General features: G+C 43.3%; 15 protein-coding genes. 13 read left to right on the forward strand and 2 right to left on the reverse strand.

Going from position 1 to position 16,316, the window contains the following annotated elements; genetic code table 11:
• Positions 1-5 precede the first annotated feature (5 nt).
• From DBR32_RS10805 to DBR32_RS10860, 12 genes are all read left to right on the forward strand, one after another.
• Positions 6-533 carry an acyltransferase gene (locus DBR32_RS10805; RefSeq protein WP_124636350.1) on the forward strand — a complete coding sequence of 176 codons (528 nt, stop codon included), beginning with the start codon at positions 6-8 and terminating at the stop codon, positions 531-533.
• Positions 511-1,926, forward strand: a complete 1,416-nt coding sequence (locus DBR32_RS10810; protein ID WP_124636351.1) for a lipopolysaccharide biosynthesis protein — start codon at positions 511-513, stop codon at positions 1,924-1,926. Before DBR32_RS10805 ends, DBR32_RS10810 begins: the two co-directional genes overlap by 23 nt.
• A gap of 100 nt (positions 1,927-2,026) precedes the next feature.
• A complete protein-coding gene (gene hflX, locus DBR32_RS10815; protein ID WP_124636352.1) occupies positions 2,027-3,214 on the forward strand; it encodes a GTPase HflX in 1,188 nt (395 codons plus the stop codon).
• A gap of 9 nt (positions 3,215-3,223) precedes the next feature.
• Complete coding sequence (locus DBR32_RS10820) at positions 3,224-3,949, forward strand: pyridoxine 5'-phosphate synthase (RefSeq protein ID WP_124636353.1); 726 nt, start codon at positions 3,224-3,226, stop codon at positions 3,947-3,949.
• Between the two features lie 769 nt (positions 3,950-4,718).
• On the forward strand, positions 4,719-5,327 hold the full coding sequence (locus tag DBR32_RS10825; RefSeq protein WP_124636354.1) for a hypothetical protein: 609 nt from the start codon (positions 4,719-4,721) through the stop codon (positions 5,325-5,327).
• Positions 5,328-5,346: 19 nt separating this feature from the next.
• Positions 5,347-5,964 carry a hypothetical protein gene (locus DBR32_RS10830; RefSeq protein ID WP_124636355.1) on the forward strand — a complete coding sequence of 206 codons (618 nt, stop codon included), beginning with the start codon at positions 5,347-5,349 and terminating at the stop codon, positions 5,962-5,964.
• A gap of 17 nt (positions 5,965-5,981) precedes the next feature.
• Positions 5,982-6,611 carry a hypothetical protein gene (locus tag DBR32_RS10835; protein ID WP_124636356.1) on the forward strand — a complete coding sequence of 210 codons (630 nt, stop codon included), beginning with the start codon at positions 5,982-5,984 and terminating at the stop codon, positions 6,609-6,611.
• A gap of 87 nt (positions 6,612-6,698) precedes the next feature.
• Positions 6,699-7,433 (forward strand): gliding motility-associated ABC transporter permease subunit GldF, encoded by a 735-nt coding sequence (gldF, locus tag DBR32_RS10840; protein WP_124636357.1) that lies wholly within the window; start codon positions 6,699-6,701, stop codon positions 7,431-7,433.
• A gap of 11 nt (positions 7,434-7,444) precedes the next feature.
• The gene (gene rsgA, locus DBR32_RS10845; protein ID WP_124636358.1) at positions 7,445-8,371 is read left to right on the forward strand and encodes a ribosome small subunit-dependent GTPase A; all 927 of its coding nucleotides are present in this window, start codon (positions 7,445-7,447) and stop codon (positions 8,369-8,371) included.
• 3 nt (positions 8,372-8,374) lie between these two features.
• Positions 8,375-8,812 (forward strand): GNAT family N-acetyltransferase, encoded by a 438-nt coding sequence (locus DBR32_RS10850; protein WP_124636359.1) that lies wholly within the window; start codon positions 8,375-8,377, stop codon positions 8,810-8,812.
• 3 nt (positions 8,813-8,815) lie between these two features.
• Positions 8,816-9,847 carry a DNA polymerase III subunit delta gene (holA, locus tag DBR32_RS10855; protein ID WP_124636360.1) on the forward strand — a complete coding sequence of 344 codons (1,032 nt, stop codon included), beginning with the start codon at positions 8,816-8,818 and terminating at the stop codon, positions 9,845-9,847.
• An 18-nt stretch (positions 9,848-9,865) separates the two neighbouring features.
• Positions 9,866-10,651: an SDR family oxidoreductase gene (locus tag DBR32_RS10860; protein ID WP_124636361.1), complete on the forward strand. Its 786-nt coding sequence runs from the start codon at positions 9,866-9,868 to the stop codon at positions 10,649-10,651.
• An 81-nt stretch (positions 10,652-10,732) separates the two neighbouring features.
• On the opposite strand, the gene DBR32_RS10865 is transcribed toward DBR32_RS10860, so the two are convergent.
• Entirely contained in the window at positions 10,733-11,785 is a 1,053-nt protein-coding gene (locus DBR32_RS10865) for a gliding motility-associated C-terminal domain-containing protein (RefSeq protein WP_124636362.1), read from the reverse strand.
• Between the two features lie 83 nt (positions 11,786-11,868).
• Positions 11,869-14,076, reverse strand: coding sequence for a T9SS type A sorting domain-containing protein (locus DBR32_RS10870; protein WP_124636363.1), 2,208 nt, complete (start codon positions 14,074-14,076; stop codon positions 11,869-11,871).
• Positions 14,077-14,386: 310 nt separating this feature from the next.
• Here DBR32_RS10870 and DBR32_RS10875 point away from each other — a divergent pair, with 310 nt between their 5' ends.
• Positions 14,387-16,294, forward strand: a complete 1,908-nt coding sequence (locus DBR32_RS10875) for a sensor histidine kinase (RefSeq protein ID WP_158605962.1) — start codon at positions 14,387-14,389, stop codon at positions 16,292-16,294.
• The last annotated feature ends 22 nt before the right edge of the window (positions 16,295-16,316 follow it).

A 16,316-nucleotide genomic window follows, 5' to 3' on the forward strand; every position in this document is an offset into this window, starting at 1 on the left:
AAGGGATGAAAAGACTGATCCGCAAACTCTTTCGCTGGAGCGAACAACAGCCGTTCAGCTTTTACCTCACCGATCTGTTATTCAGAAAGATATTAAGGCAAAATACTTCGGTAAAATGGCCGGTGCATTTCACCAGTACCATCAGAAGCGGAGAGCGGATTACGGTAGGAAAAGAAACTTTTCCCGGCGATTCGCCCAATAATTATATCAATGCCAGCAATGGTATTGAAGTGGGCAGCTATACGAATATCGGCCCTAATGTAAGTTTGCTCTCTTCCAACCATGATTTTATCGACAACAAAATCATCTCTGCCGCACCACCCATAAAAATCGGGGCGTACAGCTGGATCGGCAGCCAGGCCGTTGTGCTGGCCGGTGTGGAATTGGGGGAGTTTACTATAGTGGGTGCCGGCGCTATCGTAACCAAAAGTTTTCCAGAAGGCTATTGTGTAATTGCCGGGAATCCGGCTAAGGTGATCAAATACCTGGACAAAGAAAAGTGCTTAGAATTTGCAAGACAAAACCCTAAATAAGATTATCTATAAAGATTCTTTCCTTATCTTTTCCATAAGGCTGCTCAGCACCCTGGCGATGATATTGATTTCTTATTATTTTTCGCACCAACTCTCTACTGCTGACTACGGACGGTATACCAATTACTGGAACCGATTTTATGCCTTTAATGCGTTTGCAGGACTGGGTATTGCCGCTTTTATATTTACCTATTCGAAAGAACGCCTAACCGGGCTTTTACGCAAAGTAAAGCGAAGGCATTACTTTATCTTATCGGGGCTGATGCTTAGTGGCAGCCTAGCATTCGCCCTCGTGCAACATCACTATGCGCATTCATTTACCATTTCCCTGGCCTTCATCTTACTGAATACCTTATGCATTATTGCAGAATCTGCACTGATCATTTTCAGGAAATTCAAACAGATCCTCTTCATTAATATCGGCTACCTTATCGTATACCTGTACCTGCATTTTGAACAGTTATCTGGAGCCCCTTTTAATGCAGAACAGCTCTTCCGGAGCTTGTGTGTGCTCTTTGCGGTGAAGCTGCTCATCAGCCTTGCCTTCCTGCGAAAAGATAAGCAGGTGCCCGTAGATGCGGAAATAGAAAAAGAAGAAGCAAATTACCAAAGGCTCTGGCTGCACTTATATATTTTCGACATGACGCAAATACTGATGGTATATGTCGATAAGTTTGTCGTATCCATCTTACTGGATGAGTCTACCTCTGCGATCTATTCGAACGGATCCACGCCCATTCCCTTATTGCCCATTATTTTTTCGGCGGTATCAAGTGCCTCACTCATGCAATTTTCAAGAAATAAAAAAAATGATGTTGGGGTGCAGTTGTCTATTATGAACAACCTCGCCAGAACCTTATCCAACTTTGCTTTTCCTATTTTCTTTTTCTTCCTGTTTTTCCATTACGAGTTTATCACCAGCTATTTTTCCAACAAGTATATTCCCTCCATACCCATCTTTGTGGCTTCTTTGTTCGTCATTCCCTTGCGGATGCTGAATTATACGATCATCTTTCAGAAATACGAACGTGGCGACATCATCAACACCGGTGTGGTGCTGGATGTCGTAGCAACCTTGTTATTGGTGTATCCTTTATACAGATTGATGGGTCTGCCGGGCATCGCCCTGAGCTTTGTCTTAGGCACCTATATACAGGCGGGATACTATTTATACAAGATGACGGTGCTCCTGCAGCGACCGCTCTCTGCCATCTTGCCTTTGAAAAACTTATGCCTGAAATTCTTATTATACGGCCTGCTGGCTTTCGGGCTTCATGAAGGCTTAAGCCCCTTTGCAACTCCTTATATTTCGATGCTCAGTACCATACTGATCTTTGGACTTGTGATCGCACTTGTGATCCGAAAGGAGTATAAAAGTAGTACGATTGCTTAAATTTAAATTATCCTTAACCCTTAGCATACAGGCTTATTTTGGGCTTTTAGGGAGAAAGTTTAATTTTGCATAAATTCATATTTGAAAAAATTCATAGATTTTGATAGAAAATAAAAATATACTGGACGAAGAAGTAGATGCCGTGTTGATAGGACTGATCCAAAAAGACCAGAAGGAAGCACAGGTAATGGAGTATCTGGATGAGCTTGCCTTTTTGGCGGAAACAGCAGGAGCCCGGACGATAAAGAAGTTTATACAAAAATTGCCCCATCCCGATAGCCGCACTTTTATTGGTAAAGGAAAGCTGGAGGAAGTGGCTGCTTATGTAAAAATGAAGCATGCCGGTTTAGTGATCTTTGATGATGAACTGACCGGTTCGCAAATCAGCAATATCCAAAAAGAGGTTGGGGTTAAAGTAATTGACCGTTCCGATCTGATCCTTGACATTTTTGCCCGCAGAGCGAAAACCGCTCAGGCTAAAATACAGGTGGAGCTGGCACAATATCAATACATCTTACCCAGACTAAGGGGTATGTGGAGTCACCTGGAGCGCCAGGGAGGCGGTATTGGTTCGCGTGGCCCGGGGGAAACGGAAATTGAAACGGATCGTCGTATCGTAAAAGACAAAATCAACTTATTGCGCAAACGCCTGTCTGAGATTGACAAACAATCGCAAACGCAGCGCCAGCAAAGAGGGGAATTTATCCGGGTTGCTTTAGTAGGGTATACCAACGTCGGCAAAAGTACTTTGATGAAGGTAATCAGCAAATCGGATGTATTTGCAGAGAACAAATTATTCGCTACTCTGGAAACCACTACCCGTAAGGTGGTCTTTGACCAAACACCTTTCCTGTTGAGTGATACAGTTGGATTTATCCGCAAGTTGCCCCACCATTTGGTAGAAAGTTTTAAATCTACATTGGATGAGGTACGCGAAGCGGACATTCTGTTTCATGTTGTAGACATCTCTCATCCCAAATATGAGGATCAGATTGGCGTGGTGGACAAAACCCTTCAGGAAATCGGTGCCTTCGATAAACCAATTGTTTTGATCTTTAATAAAATGGATCAATACATTAAGCAAACTTTTGATGAGTTTCTGACCGAAGATGTGAAAGAGGAATTACTCAAACAATTGTATCGCAGATGGGATAACCTGACGCATGGCAATGCGTTGTTTATTTCTGCTTTGGAAATGTCTAATATCGAATTGTTGAGAGAGACCTTACTGAACAAGGTAAAAGAGCTCTATGAAATCCGCTATCCTTATCTGACCAATTTCTTTTAAAGCATTGCTATGACCAAATTATCGGTAAATGTGAATAAGATCGCCACGCTACGCAATAGCCGTGGCGGTAATAATCCTAATCTTTTGCAGGTAGCCCTGGATTGTGAGCGTTTTGGTGCCGATGGCATTACCGTGCATCCGCGTCCGGATGAGCGGCATATCCGCTATGCCGATGTGTTTGAACTGAAAGCAGCCATCCATACCGAATTCAATATTGAGGGCAATCCCAAAGAGGATAAATTTGTACAACTGGTCCTGGACAATAAACCGGCACAGGTAACGCTTGTACCTGATGCTACTGATCAGTTGACTTCCAATCACGGATGGGATACGATCAGGGAACAGTCTTTTTTAAAGGATATGATTTCCCTGTTTCAAAAAGAAAATATCAGGGTATCACTTTTCGTAGATCCGCTAAGTGATATGGTGAAAGCCGCAAAAGATTGTGGTACGGATCGGGTAGAATTATATACGGAGGCTTATGCCAAAGATTTTCATCAGGATAAAGTTCGGGCAATTGCCCCCTATCTGGCCGCTGCTAAGACAGCCAAAGAACTGGGCATCGGTTTAAATGCCGGCCATGACTTAGACCTGCATAACCTTGCTTATTTTGCGCAGCAAATCCCCGATTTGCTGGAAGTATCCATAGGGCATGCGCTGATTAGTGATGCTTTATACCTTGGCTTGCAAAATACGGTAGCGATGTATAAGCGCTGTTTGGGAGCCTGGCAATAGCGCATCTCCTGTAATCTTTACTTTTAAGGAAAAAATTATTCGACACAATGCATACCGTATGTATGATTATACATACGGTATGCATTTTTTTATTTAATACCCATAAGTATTAAGTGCTGCTTGTATTGAATATAAGTATACTATTATATGTTTATTCGCATAAAGGGAATATTCAGGGCTCAAAAATCGCAACTTCAATACAAAATTGCTATCACTATGATGAAAACAATAAGCGATGCGTACAGAACAGATCGCTTAGGACCGGCCTTATAAATCCGGCGTTAAGAAAATCATTGGCTCGGTCGATAAAGGCGCAAACCATTGTCTGAGCGCAGCGAGTTCGGTTTGCGACCGACCGACACCTTGATTTTTAGCCAAGGATTTATACAGCCTTGATTTTAAAGATCCTATTTTTATCTTTGCAGTGTACGCCCATACTTTTTAAAAAACAGAACACGTTTATCATAGGAAATACGATAAAAAAAGGACGACAATGAATTAGGCTAAAAGAAACGGGCTATTACTAAGGCTGGCTCCCGATTTTACGTCTTATCTATGGTGCCAATAGATAAGATGCAAAAATGCTTATTAAGATCATACAACATCTAAAACACGAAATTCAAGTTCGGGATGAAACCGGAGTATACACCCGGCTGTATGAAATGATAAAAAAATAGAATGGGGAAATACAATACTATGCAGCATCTGCAACAGCACCGTTTAGCGTTCATTTAGGATCTCGATTCTGAATAATCCAAAACAAAAAGCTATGTACAAAAAATGTGTATTAATCGCGGCTACTACCGCAATCACCCTTACTGCTTCGGCTAAGGAAAGAACAACCGTAATCAGACCTGCATACGGTGCGCATATGCTGCGTGTTATGCCCCTTACCGTATTTAACGGTGGTGTAGGTCTGGGTTTATCCTACGAAAGGATTCTCGACAAAGACGGTAAGGTAGGACTCAACATTCCCATGTCTATAGGCATTAAAAATAAATACAATAACTTGGCAACCCCGAGTAATGAAATGAATTATACCTTTTTGATTAACCCGGGCATTAAATTCTATCCTACCGGACAAAGAAAGGTGACCTATGCTTTAGGCGCTTCTTTATTTGCCGCTTTAGGTACCTATGACGGTAATTACTACCGCCGGGGTATGTATCGCTATGAGGAGGGCAACTTGCTGCAAGCAGGAATTATGATTAATAACTACCTGCAGTTTAATATATCACCAAAGGCAAATATAGGATTAGAATTAGGTGTCGGGCCGTCTTATTTAAATCAATACACGGAAAGTACAACGAGCACAAGCAGGAATACGGGTATTGGCGTCATGGCTCAGCTCGGCTTTCATATCGGATATCGATTCTAAACAATCTAAAACAAAAACTATGTACAAAAAATGTGTATTAATCGCGGCTAGTGCTGCAATGGCTTTAACGGCTTCGGCCCAGGAAAGAACTACTGTAATGAGGCCTGTATACGGTGCGAATATAGTTCGTATCATGCCCCTTACGGTGTTTAACGATGGTGTAGGTCTGGGTTTATCCTACGAAAGGATTCTCGACAAAGACGGCAAGGTAGGGGTGAATATCCCGGTCTCCTTAGGCATTAGAAACAACTCTTATAATGGCAGCACGGGAAGTTATGATCAGCGGATGAATTATACGGTTTTGGTTAATCCGGGTATTAAGTTTTACCCTTCAGGACAAAGAAAAGTGACTTATGCCATCGGCGCTTCCTTATTTGCAGCTATGGGTACAGACGACAGCTATCGTATAGATAATCTGGGGATCTATCACTATACTGAAGGCAGTTTTCTAAAAACCGGAATTATGGTCAATAACTATTTACAGTTTAACCTGAGCCCAAAAATAAATATCGGCCTGGAATTGGGCATAGGTCCCATGTACTTAAATCAGTATAAAGATAATAATACGAATACAACCACCAATTATGGTATTGATGTTATGGGACAATTCAGTTTTCATATCGGATACCGGTTTTAAGCACTAAAACAATTACGATGTATCGGAACATTGCATTAGGGATCTTAGTATCCACAATCTGCTTGGGCGCAACAGCACAGCAAAAAAACACGACCCTAAAGACAGAAACGGCAATAGACGGAAAAAATATAGTCCGCCTTATGCCGGTGACTATATTTAACGAGGGCGTAGGCCTGGGCCTTTCTTATGAAAGAATTCTGGATGCAAATGGTAGGATCGGGTTTACACTGCCTCTTTCTTTGGGAATCCGGAATAGCAACTTTGACAATTACACCTCCTACAACGGAGATAACAGGGGTTATTCCTTTCTCGTTAACCCGGGGATAAAATTTTATCCGGCCGGCCAGAGAAAAAAGGTAAGCTACGCCTTAGGTGCCTCTTTATTCGCGGCTACGGGTCAGAGCGATGTATATGATATCAACAATACGGGGTTTTACCGCCTTTCAAACGGTAACTTTCTGAGAATGGGTATTATGGTGAATAACTATTTACAATTCAACTTAAACCGGAAATTAAATATTGGGCTTGAAGTAGGCGTAGGCCCTATGTATCTGAATCGATACAAAGATCGCAGTACCAATCAGACCTATAATATGGGGATTGATGCAATGGGGCAATTTAGTTTCCATATTGGGTACCGTTTTTAAGGCTATTTAAACCTTTCTGAAAACAAAAGGAATCTCCGGTGGTGATTCCTTTTGTTTTTTATATTTTTGTGACAGATATTCCAATTAATGAAAAGTATTTATTTAAAAGAACTTAGTGCCTTTTTAAGCTCTGTTGTGGGCTATGCAGTGCTCTTCGTATTCCTTATCGTCCTGGGTCTGTTTCTTTGGGTACTCCCCGATTCCAACTTCCTGGATTATGGCTATGCCAGCATGGAGCAGTTTTTTAAACTGACCCCCTGGTTATTACTCTTTCTTATCCCGGCCGTTACGATGCGCTCTTTTGCAGATGAGTTTAAGGGAGGCACCATTGAATGGCTGTCTACCAAGCCCCTGACCCTGCACCAGATTATCGGAGGTAAATTCTGGGCTTCCTTCACCCTGGTGGTGATTGCCCTGATCCCTACCCTTGTCTATGTATTTGCGATCAACTGGCTGGCCATCGACAATGCCACCCTGGATTTTGGTGCGATTGCAGGTGCTTATGTAGGACTTATTCTATTAATTGCCGCTTTTGTTGCAATCGGTATTTTTTCCTCCACACTCACCGACAACCAGATTGTAGGATTTTTATTGGCTGTAATCCTTTGCTGGCTTTTATACAGCGGCTTTGAGGCGATCAGCCGTATGCCTGTTTTTGCCGGAGGAGCTGACTATTACATACAATTAATCGGTATGGATGCCCATTACAATTCCATTAACCGCGGGGTTATCAATACCAAAGATGTTATTTATTTTTTAAGTGTTACCGCCATATTCTGGCAGATTACTTTGTTTACCCTGAAGCGTAAAAGGCTCCAATAATGCACCCCTATTTGAAAGCAGTAATATATAAGTCTACCGGTAGTTTCTACACAGCAATAGACGATTCCGGCAAAGTGTGGTCGGCAAGAGCCCGGGGTAAATTCAAGATAGATACCGAAATCAAATCGACCAACCCGATCGCGGTGGGCGATATAGTAACCCTGCAACCGGAGAATGATGTGGATCATACAGCCATGATCACCGCTATCGACCCGCGCCGTAATTACATGGTGCGTACATCTCCCCATAACCGGCACCACAAACATATTGTGGCTTCCAATATTGATGAGGCCATTGTCGTGGCGACTATTCATAATCCGCGCACGTCTAACGGTTTTTTAGACCGCTTCCTGATTACGGCAGAGGCCTATCATATTCCGGCAACCATTATATTCAATAAAGCGGATCTCATTACTGCAGATTATGTAGAGGAATGGGAAGAAAGAAAACGGATTTACGAAACGATCGGCTATAAAACATTTACGGTACAGGCTACTGATCCGGAAAGCATTGAGACACTTAAAGCGCATCTTGCACATAAAACCTGCTTGATAAGCGGCCACTCTGGTGTGGGCAAAAGTACCCTGATCAATGCCCTGTCACCCGCCCTGGACCTCCGGGTGCAGGAAGTCTCTGACTGGAGCGGTAAAGGACAGCACACCACTACCTTTGCGGAAATGTACCGGCTGGAAAATGAAGGCAAACTTATCGATACACCGGGTGTAAAAGAATTCGGGATTGTAGATATAGACCAGTACGAACTGGCACAATATTTTCCGGAAATGCGCGCCAAATTACCGGAATGCCGGTTCAACAATTGCCTGCATATTAATGAGCCGGACTGTGCGGTAAAAGCGGTATTGGGCGAAGAGGTCAGTGTGTCCCGCTATGAAAGCTACCTGAATATACTGGACTCTTTACCTAAAACTAAATATTAATTCATGTCTCTCGCTCCCATCGAAATCATCAGAAGCCAACATCCCGATTACCTGAAAGTGCTGTCGCTGCGCCAGGCGGTTCTGCGTGCTCCTTTGGGACTTAACCTGTATGATGAAGACCTGAGCAGAGAGATTGACGAACATATCTTCATTTATAAAGACGGAACGGACATTGTAGGTTGCTTATTATTAGCACCCAATGATGTACAAAAGGGGAAATTACGCCAAATGGCCATTGCCCCGGCATACCAGGGGAAAGGAATTGGCGCGGCGCTACTTGCATTTGCAGAGACCTTTGCCCGTCAAAAAAACTATACCATGTTTACCCTGCATGCCCGCAATCCGGTACGTGCTTTTTATGAAAAATCAGGATATGAACCGCAAGGCGATATCTTTGAAGAAGTAGGCATTCCTCATATCAAAATGATCAAATATCTGTAAGCAATGGCCAAGGCGACGAAAGAAAAAATAGATACCCTGGGGGAATTTAACCGGTTAATGGCTGTTTTAAAATCGAAACAGTTTAAAAACGTTTACCTGCTGGAAGGAGACGAACCTTATTATATCGACCTGTTGCTGGATTATTTTGATCATCAGATCCTGGATGCAGACCAGAAGGATTTTAACCTGATTACTCTATATGGTAAAGATAGCGAATGGAGCGACGTAGTAAACGCCTGTAGCCGTTTTCCTATGTTTGCCGACCATACGATTGTGATCCTGAGAGAAGCGGCCCAATTGCGCCAGATGGACCTGATGATCCCTTATTTAGAAAACCCATCGGCCACCTCTATGCTCGTGATCGACTACAGGGGCAAGGATACCAATAGTAAGGATAAATGGCTAAAGCCGATAAAAGAGAAAGGGATTGTCTTCAAAAGCCATCGCCTGACGGAAGAGGATATTCCGGGCTGGATACAGCAGTATGCAGCCATGCAGCAGTTTAAGGTAGAAACGGAGCAGGCAGAAGTGTTGGCCGGTTATCTCGGTAACGATCTGCAAAAGATCACGAACGAACTGCAAAAGGTACAGATCAATGAACCTAACCTGTCGGTATTAAGCCCCGAAATGGTGGAACGGTATATCGGCATCAGCAGGGAATATAATTACATGGAGTTTCCCAAAGTGATTTTCAGCAACGATAAGGTGCGGATGAGCCGTATGCTCACCTACTTTGTGGCTAATCCTAAAAGTGCTCCGCTACCGGCTTTGATGGCCACTTTCTATACCTTTGCCGACCGGATTTACCGTTGCTACTCCGTACCGGATGATTATAATAACCCGGAGAGCCGTTCTTTATATTATTACCGTGCTTATGCCAAACAATTTCAGTTAACAACGGTACATAAATTTATTGCTTTGCTCAATGAGTTTGCCTTAAAAACGGTGGGCATCAACATCGCAAATAAAAGCGACAGTGAATTACTCAAAGAACTGGTCGGAAAACTCAATGCTTTATTACACCCTCAGGGTTAACCATTAATATACAAGATTATGAATCTCGATTTAACACATAAAAGAGCCCTGGTAGGGGGCAGTACTCAAGGTATCGGTTTAGCAATTGCGACTGAATTGGCCTTATTAGGTGCGAGCTGCACGCTGATTGCCCGTAATGAAGCCAGCCTTAAAACGGCAGTAGCGACTTTAGATCAGTCTAAAGGACAAGTACATGAATACCTCGTTGCCGATTACAGTGATTATAAAAATGTAGCCGCAGTAGTGACGGCTTATGTGGCACAAAAACCGGTACATATCCTCATCAATAACAGTGGCGGACCCGCTGCCGGCCCTATTGTTGATGCACAACCGGAAGCATTCCTAGCTACGTTCCAGCAACACCTGATCTGTAACCAACTCCTGACCCAGGCCGTATTACCTTCTATGAAAAAAGAGGCTTATGGGCGGATTGTAAATGTGATTTCTACTTCTGTAAAAATACCCTTAAAGAACCTGGGTGTTTCTAATACCATTCGGGGAGCGGTGGCTTCCTGGGCAAAAACCATGAGCAATGAGCTGGCTCCTTTTGGCATTACGGTCAATAATGTATTGCCTGGCGCTACGGCGACAGCAAGGCTCTCGGGCATCATTGATAATAAGGTATCTAAAACAGGTACCGATAAGGCTGAGGTGACCCAGGAAATGATTTCGGAGATTCCGATGAAGCGTTTTGGGCAACCCGAAGAAATTGCATCGCTCGCGGCTTATTTATGCTCCCCTGCAGCGGCTTACCTTACCGGCGTAAGTATCCCGGTAGATGGCGGCAGAACGGGTAGTTTATAAATAGATACCTACCCACACGACAATAAAAAACAACAAAGGCGGCCTATGATGCCGCCTTTGTTGTTCTGATAAACATAATCCCTATCTTATTAAAACCAAATCTCCTCTAAAAACCTTCACACTGCCATCCAGTAACCGTAGACGAATACTGTAAAAATAAGTACCCATCTCTGCCGGCTGTCCTTTATATTGACCATCCCATCCATCGGTGCCATTGATCGTCTCAAAAACGACCTGACCCCAGCGGTTGATGATCCTGAATTCTTCTACCCCCTGGTAACCGACATTTGCAATCCTGAACACATCATTTTTACCATCTCCGTTTGGGGTAAAAGCATTGGGTATTTTCATCCCATCGATTACAGTTACACGAGCGGTAGCGGTATCACGGCAACCGTATTCATTAATCCCAATCAGGGTATATTGTACCGACTCCTGCGGATAAGCCACAGGATTGCCAATCAATTTATCGCTCAGCCAGGAGGCATCGGTCCATAAATAGTATAAGGCGCCTTCTGCCTTGTAATACACCGGCTGTCTTGCGGTGATGGTGGTATCTTCCGGGCTGATACGCAATACCGGTTTGGGACTTAAGCGTACCCGAAGCGAATCACTCCCCCAACAGCCACTGGACACATCCTGCGCGGTAAAAATGAATTGCTGTGTCTGATCAATATGACCCGATGCGAGACTGGTATCGCTGCGTTCCAGAAGGTTTGCAGGAGACCAGGAATAGTTGTAAGCTCCGGCATACAGTAACTTGGCCTCTACAGTGAAGCTTCCGTCGCAGGTCGCGGTGTCTTGCAACGCAGGGCTGACGACTACGGGCTTTTGTACCAGCATACTGCGGCTAATCGACTGGCCATTTACGGTATACACGAGCACACATTGGTAAGGAAATACGGTAACCCCTTGTGCCGCTTTAACCGGGTTGAAATACCATCGTCCTTCTTTCAGCATGATGCCACATCCGGAAAAGGTACCACCAGCAGGCTGCCCCGATAGCTGATAATCGGTATCGGCATAACAATATCTTCCTATTATCGCACTTCCATCCGCATTGGTTATGGTTAAGGTCTGCCCATAACCGATCGTACTGACCCATAGCAATCCTAAAAACAACAACAGCCTCATAGTACAAACATCTTTAGGGTTTTGAATTTATTATAAGGCACAAGGGATCCGGGCGAAAACCCGAATCCTGATGCCGCTCGTTCCTATTTTTTAATCACTTTTTCCACCTTAATCAGGCCACCCTCTTTATCCAATATTTTCAGGAAGTATATACCCGGAACGACAGTAGCCAGATTGACCTTTTTTTGATTTTTTGTATGGATCATCACCCTGCCCTCTACGCTGGTCAGCACCGTTTGCACGGCAACCGGGCTTTCGATATAAAGCATATCTACGGCAGGATTAGGATAGATCTTGATTTGAGTGGCCACCCCATATACATCTTTCAAAGAAGTTACATTGGTTACGGCATACACTTCTGATGTATCAGAACATCCTTCTGGAGTAGTGACGACCACTTTGTAATTACCATTACGGGAAACGGTATAGGTACTTTGTGTCGCGCCGATGATCACTGTATCATTTAACAACCACTGATAACTTTGATAAGCGCTGGTTACCCCAAGCTCAAAATTATTAACCGTGATAAAAGGTTCCAGTATGTTATTTACGGTCAGGTCAAGATTAACCACACTATCACAACCTCCGGCACTCCAATAGTGACGATAGTATTGTCCGCTTTGGGTGTAGGTGACACCATCCAAAACATACTCATTACAAGCACTAATGGTGAGGTTGGTGGTAGAAGTATCTACACAGGTATATTTGGCCGCGAAATAGTTTATACTTCTGCTCGGCGCCACGATATGACCCGCAGTACTTAAAGGGTCTATATTAAACGGATTGGTTCTGAACATACCGGCAGTATACAGGTTGTTAGAAGCATCTACATAAACGACATTCGCATTAAGGCGCTCTGAACTGATCAGCGGGCTTACACTGCCAAAACGCATGGTCCAGTCTATGGCACCCGCACTCTTATATTTGCGCACAAATGCGTGGGTATATGTCTGAAAAGTAACACCCGCAGCATTAAATCTTCCTTCTACCGTACCGGATACATAAACATTCCCGAACGCATCTAAAGTTAATTTTGCAGGATCGTAGGTCAGGTCGGTCGGCTGATTCAGGTTCACTACATTTTCCCATACCAGGTTTCCGGATTGATTATACTTAGCTACATAAGCACCGCTGCTTTGTATATAGCTGTTAGTGTATATTCCGTTATCATGTATTCTTATAGAATCCTGAAAAGAACCGATGACGACTACATTACGATTGGTATCTACCTGTACATCGCTGGCGATACTTCTTTTTGATTCAAAAACATGTGCCCACAAAGCTGTTCCGTTTGTATCGTACCGGGCCACAAAAGAGTTGTAGGCCAGGCTTCCGATATTCAGCGGATGCACCATGTATGGTGTATTGTTATCAAAGCTCAAATCGAATGTATCGCTGATATAACCTGTTGCATAGATATGGCCATCATTGTCAGGAATCATTTTAAAACGCATCATATTCCCGATATTGTTGCCTTTTGTAAATTGCATTTTTTCCAAAGAACCATCTTCCTTATCTAAACGAAACCACATACCCGGGTTTCTTGGAACAGTATTACTAAATGTTTTGAGGTAATTGGCTCCTGTAGGATCAAAGACCAAACTGTCTCCCGCCTGCGCTTCCATCACAAAACCGGATACATAGAGTTTGCCGTTTTTGTCCATCTCCAGATTATTAAGGTTGATGTCTGCAGCACGATTGTAGATCGATACAAAAGGCGTTACATTTTTAGTCATGTGTTTGGCCCACTCCAGTTCCCCCTCTTTGTTTAATTTCACGACGAAAGCATCTTTTGCGATCACCAGTGTATTGTCTTTTGCTTCTAATAAATGTGTGCCGGCACCCGGATCTACGTCAATTGTACCGGGAAAAGAACCCGCCACATAGATATTAGCACTATCATCGATCACCATACCTGCAGCACCCGGTGCATTATACACGTGATTGAGTTTATAGATTTTTTTATCAAATTTTTTCATCCAGACGAGATTAGAATCTTTATCCATTTTGGTAATGACAAATTCATACTGGCCCGAACCCGAGGTCAGTTGTTCTCCCCTTATCAAAAGCTGTGGCGATACGCCACCAACCAGCATGCTGTCTGCAAACAATCCGAATGAATAAATATTGCCCTGTTTATCGGTTCTGATATGTCGGATATCAAAGCTACCCTGCGTTCTGCGGGCACTGTGTTGCACATTCCAATCAAATTCCTGTTGCTGCGCCATCAGGTTTAGCGGAAAAAGTGCCGTAAAGAGCAGGCACAGCAGGAGTACACTAATTTTTTGCATATAATGAATTAAAGATGTTGAGAAAATGACCCTTAAAGAGTCTCTTAATTGCTCACCGCACAAAGTGGTGTTATCGCAAAATTAATGTAGGCATACAGCATTTAAATGCGCAACTCTACTCTAAAATAATAGAGTAGAACTACTTGTTTTCATTTTTTATTATATGTTCTTTTTTGAAAAAAAGACGGTGAAATGACAATCTTCGTTTTTCGTATTTTTAATTTTGTACCTTCCGAAAACATAAGGGTTTTCGCCAGAAGGGCAGGTAAGTACTATGAGCAGATTCTTTTTTAGATGTTATTTATTGATCGTGTTATTCGTAACGAGCCATCATGTGTTTGCACAAAGCGAGGGCAACCCTACGCTTGTGTCTACCCTTGACACCGCGGGCATAACCAGGGCAATAACTGCAGGAAAGAACAGTAATCATATTGATAGTGCACTCCAAATCCTTAGCTATGCCTACAACAGCAGTAGGGCACTTCATTTTGAAAAAGGAATGCTTGTATCCGGTATAGAACTGGGCTTGGCTTATGCCCGGAAAGGACAATATGATATCGCCCTGCGCAAACTGGAACAGGCTTTGTTATTGGCAGAAAAGTATCCCGCATATTTAGGTATTGTACATAACCGGATCGGAAATGTATACAATTACCAATCTGATTTTGAGAAGGCTGCCTATTATTATCAACAGGCCGCATTGCTCTCGGAAAAACACTCTGCTAGTGTCATGCCCGCCAGCTACGCTTACAGCAACCTCGCGACCATTATGGCGCAACAAAAACAATATCACAAAGCCGTTTATTATATTGATAAAGCTATTATCTATGCCCGGCAACAAAAGGACTTGCCCCTGTTGGCGACACTTCTTTTGAATAAAGCGGTCAACTTAAATAACCAAGAACAAAGGGTTGCGGCACTTATTATTTTGGATACCGCCGCTCAAATCGCCAGGAGCACGCATAATATGAGCCTATTGTTTACCATTCTGATCAATGCCGGTAGCATCAATCTCTATCTTGAAAAAGCCCCTACTGCATTGCAAAAGCTAAAGGAGGCGGAACAAATTTCGGCCAAACAAGATGTGAGCCTTTTTGAGCAGGTATCTTTATATGGCATCATAGGAGATACCTACCTGCAATTAAAAGCATATGACCAGGCTAAGGCTTATCTTGATCTCGCCTGGGAACATGCAGAAACCATTCCCAAAGAGAAGATGTTTTTACTGGCCAAAAAGTCGGAGCTGGCGCATGCGCTCGGCAATGACCAACAAGCCTACCGCCTGTCGCAGGAGTACCACAGATTTAAAGACAGCCTGCATGAACAGGACATCACTTTGCAGGTACAGGAAATGGAAACGAAATACAGAACCTTGGAGAAGGATAAAGAAATCGTGCAGAAGCAATCTCATATTGCCGATCAGCGCCAGCAAATCGCACATAAGAATTTATGGATTGCACTGAGTGCGCTCACCATTTTTATCATCTTATCTTTCCTTGTGTTTGCTTACATACGAAATAACAACAAACAAAAACTCCTGAAAAGGAATAGTGAAATAGAACGCCTGCAAAGCGTATTGATCGGCGAAGAAGCGGAAAGACAACGATTGGCCCAGGAGCTTCATGATGGTGTAAATAGCCAGCTGGCTGGGGCAAAAGGTTATCTGATCACTTTATCGCAATGGTTTCCCGAAATTGCATCTTCCGAACCTTATACTAAATCGAAAGACATTATCGATGAGACGGCTGTAGAATTAAGAAGGCTAGCGCATAACCTCTTGCCCAATGCACTGAATTTAGGGCTTAAGGAGGCCGTAAAACATTTTTTGCAACAGATCCAATCCGGCACGGAGACACAGTTTGAATTTCATGGTTATGGCACCTTTGGTGCACTGGATGCAAACCAGTCGCTGAATATTTACAGAATTATCCAGGAGATTGTGCATAATGTACTCAAACATGCCCGGGCAACTGAGGTCATCATTTTGCTGAATGAGTATAGTAAGGAGTATAGCCTTATTATCGAAGACAATGGCATCGGGATGCCCGATACCGCACTGCAGGAAGGCATGGGTTTACACAATATCCGACGCAGGGTGCAGGCGCTTCAAGGCAGTATATCCATCGAATCGGCAGCACAAAAGGGCACTTTATTTTCTATTCATATCCCAAAAACAAATCAACACAGCAGTACCCCCAGCAATATGGCTGATGTATAAGTTATCTAAATTATAATGTGTA

It is taken from the genome of Taibaiella sp. KBW10 (genome assembly GCF_003852495.1).
GTDB lineage: Bacteria > Bacteroidota > Bacteroidia > Chitinophagales > Chitinophagaceae > Edaphocola.

Bases quoted from the DNA above. Each gene is read 5' to 3' on its own strand.
- DBR32_RS10805 (WP_124636350.1), top strand. From the start codon at position 6: ATGAAAAGACTGATCCGCAAACTCTTTCGCTGGAGCGAACAACAGCCG.
- DBR32_RS10820 (WP_124636353.1), top strand. From the start codon at position 3,224: ATGACCAAATTATCGGTAAATGTGAATAAGATCGCCACGCTACGCAAT.
- DBR32_RS10825 (WP_124636354.1), top strand. From the start codon at position 4,719: ATGTACAAAAAATGTGTATTAATCGCGGCTACTACCGCAATCACCCTT.
- DBR32_RS10830 (WP_124636355.1), top strand. From the start codon at position 5,347: ATGTACAAAAAATGTGTATTAATCGCGGCTAGTGCTGCAATGGCTTTA.
- DBR32_RS10835 (WP_124636356.1), top strand. From the start codon at position 5,982: ATGTATCGGAACATTGCATTAGGGATCTTAGTATCCACAATCTGCTTG.
- gldF (WP_124636357.1), top strand. From the start codon at position 6,699: ATGAAAAGTATTTATTTAAAAGAACTTAGTGCCTTTTTAAGCTCTGTT.
- DBR32_RS10850 (WP_124636359.1), top strand. From the start codon at position 8,375: ATGTCTCTCGCTCCCATCGAAATCATCAGAAGCCAACATCCCGATTAC.
- holA (WP_124636360.1), top strand. From the start codon at position 8,816: ATGGCCAAGGCGACGAAAGAAAAAATAGATACCCTGGGGGAATTTAAC.
- DBR32_RS10860 (WP_124636361.1), top strand. From the start codon at position 9,866: ATGAATCTCGATTTAACACATAAAAGAGCCCTGGTAGGGGGCAGTACT.
- DBR32_RS10865 (WP_124636362.1), bottom strand. From the start codon at position 11,785: ATGAGGCTGTTGTTGTTTTTAGGATTGCTATGGGTCAGTACGATCGGT.
- DBR32_RS10870 (WP_124636363.1), bottom strand. From the start codon at position 14,076: ATGCAAAAAATTAGTGTACTCCTGCTGTGCCTGCTCTTTACGGCACTT.